The following is an 11299-nucleotide window of genomic DNA, read 5'->3' as shown; positions in this document are numbered from 1 at the left end:
TCTCTTCCGAGACCGGTCGCTCACTCAACGTACTGACGATTGATTAACCTGTCCATAAGAACAGGAAAACCTTCCTTTCATTACTGTGTGAGACTTGATACTTTCGCTTGTACACCAGACCCCGAAGGACCCGGCTCGCGTCGCCATCAAGCGCCCACACTTATCGGCTGTTAATTTTTAAAGATCGCATCCGCACTCACAAAACCGCGCACACTTCAACCACCCGGCACCGCTTCGTTCTGCGTCGCTGCATCAGCAGCAGAGAAACGAGATTATGAAGAACTTTCGCTGGATCGTCAACAGGTTTTTATCACCACCTCAACCTGCCCGCCCCGCCGAAAGCCTTGCCACTGCTGGCTCTCCCGTTCCCGCGCCCGTCTCTGACGAAGCGCGAAAGAACGAGATTCTAGCGAGCCGCTCATCGCCTTGCAAGCCCTACCGGGAATTTATTTCAAGGTGCCTTTTGAACCGGCCGTGTGTCGTCGACGGACGCTGCTTCGATCTCTGGCTTCAAGGTTTGAGCTGCCGACGAACCGATCGTCCAATCATGCAAAACCGTGTAGGCAACGGCCAGCAGCGTAGGCCCAATAAATACGCCAAGGAAGCCGAACGCGAAGGCTCCACCGAGTATGCCCAGCATCACCAGAATCAACGGCATGTCGCTGCTCTTGCCGATCAGGATCGGCTTGATCACGTTATCCGACATACCCACCGCAACCACGCCCCAGACGACCAGGAAGATCGCCCAGCCGGTTGCGCCACCGTGGTAAAGCCAGATTGCGGCGGGCAACCAGACAATCACCGGACCGCCCGGCACGACGGAAAGGAAAAAGGTGGCTAATCCAAGCAGCGCAGGCGCCGGCACGCCGGCAATCCAGCAACCGAAGCCGGCCAGCACCCCCTGCACCAACGCCGTACCAAGAATGCCGTACACCACGCCGCGCACCGTATTGCCCGCCAGCGCCAACAGATAATCGGCGCGTTCGCCGGCGATGCGGCGCATCCCCGCATTCAACCACGCCGCCGCGCCCTCGCCCCCGGTATAGAAGAAGAACGCCAGCACGATACTGAGTGCGAGCAACCCCAAGCCATGCGTCACCGCAATAGCAGCAGCGAGGATCCACTTGCCGGCCGGCGCCGCCAGGGTTCGCAACTGGGCGATCAGCTCCGAGTTGCCGCTTGTCAGGTGTGCCCAGAAGGCTTCGATATTCGGACCCGCCAGCGGAATCCGCCCAACCCAGTCCGGCAGATCCGGCAACCCATCTTCAAACAGTCTTTGCACCAGCGCGACGATCTCATGCACATGCGCCCCGAATGCGAATCCCGCATAGACGAACGGTCCAAGAACAACAATCAGGATAATGAAGACAATCAGCAGTGCCGCCAGCTTGCGCCTGCCGCCGACCATCGCGGTCAGCTTGCGGTACAGCCCCCACGAGCTATAGCTGAGAATGGCGCCCCACAGCAATGCCGTCGTAAATGGCGCCAACACCAGTAACGAGCCGCCCACCAGCACGATCAATGCAAACACAGCGGCAAGCCGCTCGATCAGTTGGTCCGATTTCACTATTAATCCTCTCGATTGTTTCAGACCACGACAGCGTCAGCACTCACGCTCATTGGCGCAGCGCCGGAAGCCGCCCGCATGGAAGTCAGTTGCGCAGCACCCCCTACCTTGGGTCAACCAGGTGGTCCGCGTCAACCCGCCAATCGGCATATAGCGCGCCGCCAAGCCCCCCTCGGCCATGCCGGCGTTACGCCGCGGACAGCCCGAGCCATCCAGCATCACGCGCAATTCATGGGGTGGCGCAGAAAAGACTAGAATATACGGTTCTGTGCACCCCACTTCTGGATTTATGCGCTCGCGAATCGCCAAACGTCTCCCTCCCGATGCCGACAAGCTTGTCGGTCTCTCGCTCGCGCTATTCGCGTCGGGCAGCCGCACTGAAGACCGCTTCTGGGAAGCGAAACTCGATGCGCTGCTGGCCAAGATCGTCCGCAATGCCAATCAGACAACGCTAGATGCGGCACTGGACCATCTTCAGCAGAATCATCCGGATGCCTACGGTGCGCTCGCCGACATGGCGGAAACGCATAGCGAATCGTTCATTGTCGAGCACGACGGCGTGCCGCATGAGGCATTGCTGATCGCCGCCCCCGTACTCGCCTGGACACGCTACGCGATCCCCTCCGGGCCGCTGAAAGGCGACGCCGCGGACGCCTTGCGCGCTCACCTGCAGGCACACGTTCTCGCCGCCGGCACCCGCGTGGGGATGGCGCCGTTCCTGTACAGCATTGACCAGTTGCCGCGCCATCACGTCGAAACCTGGCGCATCGCACAGCAGTTGGCACAGGCAGCGCTCGGCAGCGGCACAGCAAAAATCAACTTCGGCGAACTGCCCGAGACCTCGCCGATTCTGGCCGACCCGCGTTTCCTGCTGGCGGTAGTCGCGGCTCCCGTCGGTGCACCGGTGTTCCGCTGGCAGGAAGAGGAGCACGGTAACCGCATCGAGCGCAGCCAATGCCTCGAGCAGTGGGCCAACCAGGGCGGCGCCAACCTGTCCCTGGCCTTGCCGGGCTGCGAATTCGAGTGCCTGCTGCCGGACGCCTACTATTCGGCTTGCCGGGACGCCGACGAACGCGTGCGCCCGCATACCGTGCGCACCGCCGTGCGCTACCTGTTCGACACCATCAGCGTGGCGCCGGGCGACCTGCGTGCGGTCGTCGCGGGCTTTGGCGAGCGCCGGATTGACGAATATCGCGTCGGCTTCACGCGCCGCGGCAGCAACGATGTGATCTATGGCGTCGTCTGGCCCCTGTATGGCCGGGAAAGCGGCGAATCGGGCATTGACGAAGAGCCGCAAGAAACCGACGCGATCAACGGCCCGCTCGAAGAAATCGTCGCACTGCTGAAGGAAACCGGCGTGACCGATATCCGACGTCATGCCGGCCGCTTCGAGCCTGAATATTGCGATGACTGCGGCGTACCTCTGTACGCCGACCCGCTTGGCGAAATCGTCCATGCGGAAATGCCCGAAGACGCCGAACCCGCGCAGCCGCATTTCCACTGAGGCCCCCTGCGGCGTGTGCCGGCCCCAGCCCTGCTACCCCGCAGGGCCACGCGGCGAGACCGCCCACCAGACCTGAACGGCCCAATCGGCTTATGCTGATTGGGCCGTTTGCATTTCCGAAGAGAAAAACCAGACATGTCACTTGTCTTATGCCATCTGGCCAGGCCGCCAAGACGCAAGGAATTTGTCATGATGACGCTGGTGGCGCATCGTAATCAAACCGGCTTCATCTGCCGCTCGCTGGCATCGCGCCATCACCACTGATTCATCTGGAGACATGGCATGCGATTCTCGGTTCTTAACTCGGACGCGGAACGACGCGACGGACTCAAGGCACTGTTGCGGCAAATCGACCGCCACGCACGTTTCAATGAAGCACAAGACTGGCGCCAGGTTGATCGCGCCCTGCGCAGGCAAACGCCGGATCTGCTGGTGATCGACTGGCAGGACTGGATGTGCTCCACTGTCATCCGCCGGTTGCTCGCCGAGTACTCCGGCCTGCGGGTTGCCGTGCTCACGGGCGACACCTCGCCAGAATGCGTGTGCGATCTGCTCGACAAAGGGGTGCTCGGCGTAGTCCCGCGGGACACGGACCCGCGCCTGATTGTGCGCGCACTCGAAATCGTACTGCTTGGCGGGCACTACGTCCCGGCGGGCGCACTGGCGCTCCCACCGCCTCCGCAACTCGAGGCTGTGCCGCGCCAACCGGAGGCCGCGGCCAAACCGCCACCCAGGCGAGCCAAGCTCGCGAACGGCCTGTCGCCCCGTCAGGAGCAAATCATGCGTTGCGTGCATATGGGCAGCACGAACAAGATGATTGCCCGAACCCTCGGCATCAGCGAAGGCACCGTCAAGATCCACCTCGCCAGTATCTTCCAGCAACTCGGTGCTCCCAATCGCGCCGCGGCCGTAGCGCTTTATAACGGCTGGCTGTCGGCCCAGCTCGAAGTGCTGCGCACCGATCACAACAGCCCGCCGCGGCCGGTCATGGGTCAGCAGGGCGCTGTCCCGCTGCGCCGCCGCAACCAGCCGCCGTTCACGTACCCGTTGCCGGCGAACGACGCGAGGCAAGACCAGTTGATGGCAGCCGAATCCACGGCTCCATTTGGCGAACCGGGTCCGGACGAACCAACCAAGCCAACCGAACCGACCGAACCATTCGAGCAGACCGAGCAGACCGAACCAACCCAACCGGAATGAGCGGGCCGCAGGTCGCCGGCTTGCCGCCGGCCGATCGGCGGCCCAATGCGGGTATTTGACCGCCGACAGGAAATCCACACCTCGGTCACCGCTGGCACGGAATCCGCTCACACCTTTTTCCGTCCAACGAGTAATATGAGATGTATGGGTTTCCTCTACACACCGCTTCCGCTATGGGTCGCTGTCGGTGGCTGGGTCGCCACCGCGCTGCTGCTCGCGCTATGGAAAAACCCTTTCAAACGACTGCAAGACGCGACGCTTCAACACGTGTGGCTCGCGATCATCGTCGCCGTCTCGGTGCTCTGGGCCAGCAACGCATGGCTCGACGACGGCACGGTGATGCACCTGCTCGGCGCAACGCTCGTCGTCACGCTGTTCGACTGGGCGCTCGCACTTGTCGCCATGGCTGCGGTCACCGGGCTTGCGGCGGTCGTGTTCGACGCCCCATGGCAGGGTATCGCGCTCACCTTCATCATCTACGGTGCATTGCCGGTTGGGATTTCCGCGCTGCTGCAGCGGGCCTGCATAGCGTGGCTGCCGCGCAACCTGTTCATGTTCATCTTCGGCCAGGGCTTCGTGTCTCCGGCCATCGCAGTCGCGCTCACAGCCGGGGTTGCGGTAGGCACCCATGTCGCTATCTCCGGCGGCTCGATGACCGTCGTGCCCGTCGGCTATGCGTTCAGTGTGTTTCTGCTGGCGACGGGCGAAGCATGGTTCACGGGCATGTCCACGGCGCTGATCGCCGTCTATCGGCCGGCATGGGTCACCACCTATGACGTGCGTCGTTACCGGTTAGGCGGCCCGCGCATCTGAAGTAGTCCGACGCGCCAGTAGCCCTGCGCACTCGCCAGGTTCGCCGCCTCGCAGCGCGAGGGTAGCCATTTCACCCAGCTTGATGTGCGGCAAAACGACCAGGCTCAACAGAAGGCAAACCGCGCCATCCAGCAACACCTTGCGGCAATCGGTCCGCACTGCGCCCGCGCAATCCCACGCAATTCGAGACTGCGTACCACGACAACGCAAAATATTTGTGTCAGGATTGAACTCCTTCCAGCCGTCAGGCATCTTACGTGCCTGATGTCTCAATAGCGCCTACCGAACTAGATGGATCGCACCAACGTACCGCGCCGATTGCTGCGGGTGGCCGGCCGGTTAGCGGCATGTGCAGCGAGTGTTTCGCTCATGTGCATCGCTCCCGCATTCGCCGATCAGCTCGAACAGCACAACGAACTCGTCGATAAATTCGTCAATGACATGCACGCCGACCCGCTCGTGGCGGACTGCGCAGCGCATGGCAATTTTGTCGCCAGCACCTCAACCGTTTTCGACCACGTCGAATTCCCGCCCAGCTCTTTCGATAGCGCGCACTCTTCGGTCACGCCGTGGAACGACTCGTTCGACGAAGGCAAGCAGCGCGTCAAGGTCGACAGCATTGTCACCGTGGAAGGGCTCGGCGTGCGCCAGGACGGCAACGGCGACCCCGCCGACCTGAAATTCCGCTGCGGCTATGTGGGTAGCCAGATGCTCGCGTTTAGCTGGAACGATCCGGTACCGCCGGCCAAACCGCGCGCCGAGCCGTCTTCCGGCAAACACAAAGGCGTAAAGGGCAAGCACTCCACCGGCAACAAATCGTCTATCAAGAAATCGTCCGGCAAGAGTTCGAAGAAAGCTACGTCGAGCAAGTCGTCGTCCAGCAAATCGAGCAGCAAGAAAACGACAACGAAGAAGACGCAGTGACGCCATAGCGCACGTGCGCGGGCACACCGTTCCAGTGCCCGGCACCAACGCTCATACAAAAGCAAAGCGAGGCATGGGCTCACCGCCCATGCCTCGCTTTTTGTCGCGCTGCGAAGCCGCCACTGCATATTATCCGTGAGAGCAAGCGGCCCAACGCCGCCGCCTCGCTCACCGCGTCAGACGAACGTTTCCACGTGCCGCAGGATCGCCTGCAGCATCGCGGCGCCCAGCGATGCACTGCGCTCGCCATTCCAGCCTACCCGCTCATCCGGCAGATTTGCGTTGTCCTTGAACGGCATTTCCAGCGTCAGGGACAGGCAGCCGAATTCATTGCCGATGTACTTCGACGCAAGCTTCAGCGCATCTTCGCGATACTTGCTTGCCGCGTAGCCGTACTTGTCCTGGAAATCCGGACTCGCGTGCTTGAATGCCTCGATAAACGCCTTCTGCTCCTCGCCTTGGCGAGCGGTAAAGCCAGGCAGCATTTCCGAGCCCGCCACGAAGACATAGGGCAACGCCTCGTCGCCGTGAATGTCGAAGAACAGATCGCAGCCGGTTGCATGGATGGCGTCGCGCACCAGCAGCACTTCGGGGCTGCGCGCCGCATCGGGCTCCATCCATTCGCGATTCAGATTCGCGCCGGCCGCGTTGGTCCGCAGATTGCCATGCACGCTGCCATCGGGATTCATGTTCGGCACGATGTAGAACACCGCGTGGTCGTAGAGCTTGCGCGCGACCGGGTCGCCCGCCCAGTCGCCCCAACCGGCCAGGCGCTTCACCATGCCTTCGACAAACCATTCGGCCATCGTCTCGCCAGGATGCTGGCGCGCGATGATCCAGATCTTCTTTTTCGGTGTGGCGCCGCTTTGCGGCGTGCCGAGCGTGAGCAAGGACATCGGCCGGCCTTCGACGGTGAGGCCGAGCTCGGTGAGCGACGCCTGCGGCATTTGCTGCACGGCGCCCAGAAACTCCGAGTGACGCTCTTCGCTGTATGGCTCGAAGTACGCGTAGTAGATACGGTCGAACTCGGGCGTGTGGTCGATCGTCAACACGCGGCCGTCGTACGAGGTGGGCACGCGGAACCAGTTCACGCGGTCGTAGCTCGCGGCCGCCTGATAGTCGCGCCAGCCTTCTGCGAACGCGCAGTCGGCAGCGTTCTCGAAGGTCATCACGCAGCGCTCGCCCTGCGCGCCGGACAGGCGGAAGTAGAACCACTGCGCAAAGTCGGCGTGGCTGTCGCGCCGCACGCGCAAGCGGATATTGTCGGCCTGCTCGCAGGACAGGACTTCGATCGCGCCTGCATCGAAGTTGCTCGTAATAGATAGTGTCATGGTGTTGTTCCCGGCTTGGGTGGCCATTGCGGCCGGTACGGTACGCTTCGCTTGCCTGCCTGGTCAGCGCTCATCCGGCGCTTCGCCTGGCGCTGATCCTGTGTTCACTCGGCAATCCGGCGGCGGAATACGTAAGTCGAATCGTTCGACGCCTCGGCGTCGAACGCATATCCCTCGCTATCGAAGCCCCTCAACTGCTCCGGCGCCTCAAGGCGGTTCTCGACTGCATAGCGCGCCATCAGCCCACGAGCGCGCTTCGCATGGAAGCTGATGATCTTGTAGCGCCCGCCCTTCCAGTCTTCGAACACCGGCGTGATCACCGGCGCGTCGAGCAATTTCGGCTTGACCGACTTGAAGTACTCGCCCGATGCGCAGTTAACCAGCACACGCTGCGCGCTCGCGTTCTTCTTTAGTTGCGCATTCAACGCCTGCGTGATGCGCTCGCCCCAGAACGCATACAGATCCTTGCCCCGCGCATTGGCAAAACGCGTCCCCATCTCGAGCCGGTACGGCTGCAGCAGATCGAGCGGGCGCAGCAGCCCGTACAGGCCCGACAGCACGCGCACGTGTTTTTGCGCAAAGTCGAGATCGGCTGAAGACAGGGTCTTCGCGTCGAATCCCTCGTACACATCGCCGTTGAATGCGAGCACTGCCTGCTTCGCGTTACTGGTGTCGAAGCTGGGCGACCACTCGGCATAACGCTGGAAGTTGAGCTGAGCGAGCGGATCGGAAATGCCCATCAACGTGCCGATCTGTTGCGGCGACAGGCGGCGCAACCCGCCGATCAATTCGGCGGCGTCATCGACAAAATCGGGGATCGTATGCTTTTTGACGTGCGGAGGGGTTTCGTAGTCGAGCGATTTCGCCGGCGACAGAACGATTATCATTTGGCTTTAAAAATCAAATACTTACGTTGAAACATTGCTACCGGTGGAGCAGGCGAGTGTATCAGTTTTCAGGCCGCTTCGGCACGCGCGCACGTCTCTTCGGCGGCTCCTTAGGACGCTTCCCCACCGCATTGTCAACAGCCGCCTTGAGTCTCCGCCAATTTTCCTCCTGCCACTCTTTAAGCTCCTCCTCCCGCTGCCTCTCCAACTCCTCCGGGCTGGGTGCGTCCGGGTCACCTCCAAGTTGAACGACCGCCGCTAGCGGATGATCCGGCCAGTTCTTGGCGGACATGATGCATTCTTGAATCACGTTCTTGGAGCGCGCCGGAGAGATAACCTTACCTTCTGCGTCTTTCTTCTCCTCGTACTCACCCGGAATGTGGATGCTGTACCAGTCTTCTTTGTCAGCACTCGCCCACACAAACATCCTCAAATCCGTAATCGGCTGTGCCACTTCTACATGGATATCCCGTCCGGTGCGTGCGTCGTGGATATCAGGTCCCGTAACCATGTATCCGGCAGGCCCTTTGAGCGTCGCATATATCTTGGTGCCGTCCACGCTGGGACGGTGGAACACCTCAACGATAAACGGGTCGCCCAGAAGCTCCGCCATATGCGTAGCTTTGCCTGCGTAGTTCAACGCGCCGAACAGCCTGAAGAAATTAGAGCGTTCGTCGAGGCTTAACGTCTCTTGGACCGCGATACGGATCGGAACGAGCGTACCGTTCTCAAGTTGCCTCGGTGCGTGATTCGGTCCGCTCAGTTCAAAGACCAGATCAACCTTTTCACGGTCGCGCTTCCTGTTCTCGAATTCCTCCTCATGCGTACCAAGCTCGAAATATCCAACGAGGCGTGCACGCGCGAGGCCAGCAGCAGGAGGCTCGTATCCTCCTGGATACTGGGGCTTACGCATGTCCGGCCCGCCGCTAACGGCGCGCTGAATTTTCAATCTGAGGTCTTTAGGCATCGCATCACATTACTAGATCACCGCAAACCGCAAAGTTGATTCCGTTCCTTCACCGCCACAGCCCGTTTTGCGTCTATGTAATCGGCCAAGTCCTGCGCGTAGACACCTTTCGAGGCCTGCTTGCTATCTTCGATTCGGACCACAGGCAGTGGTATATCCCCACTCGCTATCTTCCGCGTGAACGCCTTAAGCTCCAGATGAGGGAAATAAGCCGTACATACTTCTTCAATGGGGATGATCGCTCTCGGACCGAATTGGGCCATGAGCAGGAAAATTGTGTTCATAGCTTCACCCGTCTAAGCAGCAAGTCTACAAAGCGCTGCCGTGCGCCCTCAGTTTCTCGTAATCGCGCCGCCCGGCCTCCATCTGCGCATCAAGGTAAATTGCTAGGTCCATCATGCTGATGTACTTTGCACTTTTAACACTCCTTTCGGCCCGTGTGACGGGCAGAGGAATGTCACCTATAGACAGTTTCCTCATGAACTGGAGAAGTTCTAAATGAGGGAAATATTCACGCCGAACATCCTCTACAGGTATGGCAACTCGCGGGCCGAACTGCGCCATCAGAAGAAATATCGTATTCATATCCTCACCGTAAGCCGCAGAGTTGATTGCGCTCTTTCACCGCTTCCGCCCTCTGAATATCGATGTACTCAGCCAAGTCTTGGAGGTGTACCCCCTTCGCGGTTTTCTGGCTTCTGTCTGCCTTCACTACGGGAAGCGGTATTTCTCCGCTAGTTAGCTTGCGCGTAAGGTTATCCGGCTCCAGGTGTGAAAAGAACGCCTTGCGGACCTCCTCCAGCGGTATCACAGCCCTTGCTCCGAATTGGGCCATGAAAAGAAACGCCGTGTTCATCGCCTCACCCTTCATCGTTAGACACGACGGAATGTAGAACAGATTCTTCGATCAGCGCAATAAATTTGTGTGGAGTACATAGGATCGTAAACAGTTTTACAGCAGCATTGACGCAAATCTAGCACCCCACGGCAGTCACTTCAGAGGGCCGCCCTGACAACTTAGAGCGTGGGCACCGTGACGTTTCGTTGTGACTATCCGTACCTTTCAATCCTGCTAACCCCGGCGATTACGTGGAGGTAACGCTCGCTGGGGAACCGGTAGCACTGCTTTACGAGGATGCCGCTTTGAATGGAACCGGCGAACCTCTATCGAAGAGCTACAAACGGCAGGTTAAGGACGCTCGAAATTTTAAAACAAGCCTGCTTGTCGCGCGGGCCGTGGAGGCTGAACGTCTGTCTAATGCGGTTTCAATAGCTCCATCAATACCAGCCCCCACACCGGCCCCGTCCGGGTCGTCACCGCCCCCCGAAATGACACAGAAAGGGGATGCGGACGGCACGCGTTCTCTTGCGGAACTTGCCGCTTCATGGGTCACTGAGCGTGCGCCAGTCCCTAGATCGGTCGCCATGATGAATCGCACAATCGACTCGTTTTACGATCATGTGGGTAGATTCCCGATTGCCTCGGTTACAAAGGCGCATATTGTCAAGTACAAAGACGAATTGCTTGCTGGCGGCACGTCACCCGCTACGACGAACCTCCGGTTAAACATGCTTCGGACGCTGCTTAACTTTGCAGAGGCGAATCTGCACATTGACCACAATCCGGCGCGAGGCGTAAAAGTAGGCACGCGCAAGAATGTCAAGGGCGCGCGGTTCCCGTTCGATCTAACGGCGCCGCGAGCTATCTTTTCAAGTCCTGTATATGTAAGCGGTTCCCGTCCTGTGTCGGGCCGTAAAGATGCTGCCTACTGGATACCACTGCTCGCACTTTTCACAGGTGCTCGGCTTGAGGAGATAGGCCAGTTATCGCCTGAAGATGTGTACGAGGAGGCATATTACGACGAGGCGGCGAATGCTCACACGGCCTGGGTTATCCGTATCTCCAATCAGGGGGACGGCCAAGCCATCAAGAACGCGGGCAGCGCTCGGCGCATATCGTATCCGCTCGGTCCTCTCGTGACTGCTATGTCTCGCTATAAGGTGATTGGGCTGGAGTTGCCGATGACTATGCATGCTGATCGTCGGATTGGTGTCCCGCTGTAGGAGTCATTGGGAGTAATGGTGCCGGGCCGGACTCGAATGCCG

At 60.0% G+C, this 11299-nt stretch carries 12 protein-coding genes; 5 read left to right on the top strand and 7 right to left on the bottom strand.

What is annotated here, in order from left to right:
* Positions 1-451: 451 nt before the first annotated feature.
* Positions 452-1567: an AI-2E family transporter gene (locus FFS45_RS10535; protein ID WP_137954571.1), complete on the bottom strand. Its 1116-nt coding sequence runs from the start codon at positions 1565-1567 to the stop codon at positions 452-454.
* A 289-nt stretch (positions 1568-1856) separates the two neighbouring features.
* Here FFS45_RS10535 and FFS45_RS10530 point away from each other — a divergent pair, with 289 nt between their 5' ends.
* The 4 genes from FFS45_RS10530 to FFS45_RS10515 all read left to right on the top strand — a co-directional run bounded on the left by FFS45_RS10530 (position 1857) and on the right by FFS45_RS10515 (position 6008).
* Positions 1857-3071 (top strand): DUF2863 family protein, encoded by a 1215-nt coding sequence (locus tag FFS45_RS10530; protein WP_137954570.1) that lies wholly within the window; start codon positions 1857-1859, stop codon positions 3069-3071.
* 282 nt (positions 3072-3353) lie between these two features.
* On the top strand, positions 3354-4271 hold the full coding sequence (locus FFS45_RS10525; protein WP_137954569.1) for a response regulator transcription factor: 918 nt from the start codon (positions 3354-3356) through the stop codon (positions 4269-4271).
* 144 nt (positions 4272-4415) lie between these two features.
* Positions 4416-5084, top strand: coding sequence for an energy-coupling factor ABC transporter permease (locus tag FFS45_RS10520; protein WP_137954568.1), 669 nt, complete (start codon positions 4416-4418; stop codon positions 5082-5084).
* Positions 5085-5375: 291 nt separating this feature from the next.
* Positions 5376-6008 (top strand): hypothetical protein, encoded by a 633-nt coding sequence (locus FFS45_RS10515; RefSeq protein ID WP_137954567.1) that lies wholly within the window; start codon positions 5376-5378, stop codon positions 6006-6008.
* A 176-nt stretch (positions 6009-6184) separates the two neighbouring features.
* Here the strand turns inward: FFS45_RS10515 and FFS45_RS10510 are convergent, their stop codons facing one another.
* The 6 genes from FFS45_RS10510 to FFS45_RS10485 all read right to left on the bottom strand — a co-directional run bounded on the left by FFS45_RS10510 (position 6185) and on the right by FFS45_RS10485 (position 10049).
* Positions 6185-7339 (bottom strand): M14-type cytosolic carboxypeptidase, encoded by a 1155-nt coding sequence (locus tag FFS45_RS10510; protein ID WP_137954566.1) that lies wholly within the window; start codon positions 7337-7339, stop codon positions 6185-6187.
* 104 nt (positions 7340-7443) lie between these two features.
* Positions 7444-8226, bottom strand: a complete 783-nt coding sequence (gene yaaA / locus FFS45_RS10505) for a peroxide stress protein YaaA (protein WP_137954565.1) — start codon at positions 8224-8226, stop codon at positions 7444-7446.
* Positions 8227-8287: 61 nt separating this feature from the next.
* Positions 8288-9193 (bottom strand): hypothetical protein, encoded by a 906-nt coding sequence (locus FFS45_RS10500; protein ID WP_137954564.1) that lies wholly within the window; start codon positions 9191-9193, stop codon positions 8288-8290.
* Positions 9194-9210: 17 nt separating this feature from the next.
* Entirely contained in the window at positions 9211-9477 is a 267-nt protein-coding gene (locus FFS45_RS10495; RefSeq protein ID WP_137954563.1) for a pyocin activator PrtN family protein, read from the bottom strand.
* A gap of 25 nt (positions 9478-9502) precedes the next feature.
* Positions 9503-9778, bottom strand: coding sequence for a pyocin activator PrtN family protein (locus FFS45_RS10490; protein WP_137954562.1), 276 nt, complete (start codon positions 9776-9778; stop codon positions 9503-9505).
* A 4-nt stretch (positions 9779-9782) separates the two neighbouring features.
* Complete coding sequence (locus FFS45_RS10485) at positions 9783-10049, bottom strand: pyocin activator PrtN family protein (RefSeq protein ID WP_137954561.1); 267 nt, start codon at positions 10047-10049, stop codon at positions 9783-9785.
* A 569-nt stretch (positions 10050-10618) separates the two neighbouring features.
* On the opposite strand from FFS45_RS10485, the gene FFS45_RS10480 reads away from it, so the two are divergent.
* Positions 10619-11257 carry a hypothetical protein gene (locus FFS45_RS10480; RefSeq protein WP_137954560.1) on the top strand — a complete coding sequence of 213 codons (639 nt, stop codon included), beginning with the start codon at positions 10619-10621 and terminating at the stop codon, positions 11255-11257.
* Positions 11258-11299 lie beyond the last annotated feature (42 nt).

The sequence above is a fragment of the Burkholderia sp. 4M9327F10 genome, from assembly GCF_005503145.1.
In the GTDB taxonomy this organism is placed as follows: Bacteria; Pseudomonadota; Gammaproteobacteria; order Burkholderiales; family Burkholderiaceae; genus Paraburkholderia.
The sequence above is the reverse complement of the archived record's forward strand: the minus strand, read 5'-3'. Positions and strand labels throughout refer to the sequence as shown.

Bases quoted from the DNA above. Each gene is read 5' to 3' on its own strand.
- FFS45_RS10530 (WP_137954570.1), top strand. From the start codon at position 1,857: ATGCGCTCGCGAATCGCCAAACGTCTCCCTCCCGATGCCGACAAGCTT.
- FFS45_RS10515 (WP_137954567.1), top strand. From the start codon at position 5,376: ATGGATCGCACCAACGTACCGCGCCGATTGCTGCGGGTGGCCGGCCGG.
- FFS45_RS10490 (WP_137954562.1), bottom strand. From the start codon at position 9,778: ATGAATACGATATTTCTTCTGATGGCGCAGTTCGGCCCGCGAGTTGCC.
- FFS45_RS10495 (WP_137954563.1), bottom strand. From the start codon at position 9,477: ATGAACACAATTTTCCTGCTCATGGCCCAATTCGGTCCGAGAGCGATC.
- FFS45_RS10500 (WP_137954564.1), bottom strand. From the start codon at position 9,193: ATGCCTAAAGACCTCAGATTGAAAATTCAGCGCGCCGTTAGCGGCGGG.
- FFS45_RS10480 (WP_137954560.1), top strand. From the start codon at position 10,619: ATGATGAATCGCACAATCGACTCGTTTTACGATCATGTGGGTAGATTC.
- FFS45_RS10510 (WP_137954566.1), bottom strand. From the start codon at position 7,339: ATGACACTATCTATTACGAGCAACTTCGATGCAGGCGCGATCGAAGTC.
- FFS45_RS10485 (WP_137954561.1), bottom strand. From the start codon at position 10,049: ATGAACACGGCGTTTCTTTTCATGGCCCAATTCGGAGCAAGGGCTGTG.
- FFS45_RS10525 (WP_137954569.1), top strand. From the start codon at position 3,354: ATGCGATTCTCGGTTCTTAACTCGGACGCGGAACGACGCGACGGACTC.
- FFS45_RS10520 (WP_137954568.1), top strand. From the start codon at position 4,416: ATGGGTTTCCTCTACACACCGCTTCCGCTATGGGTCGCTGTCGGTGGC.
- yaaA (WP_137954565.1), bottom strand. From the start codon at position 8,226: ATGATAATCGTTCTGTCGCCGGCGAAATCGCTCGACTACGAAACCCCT.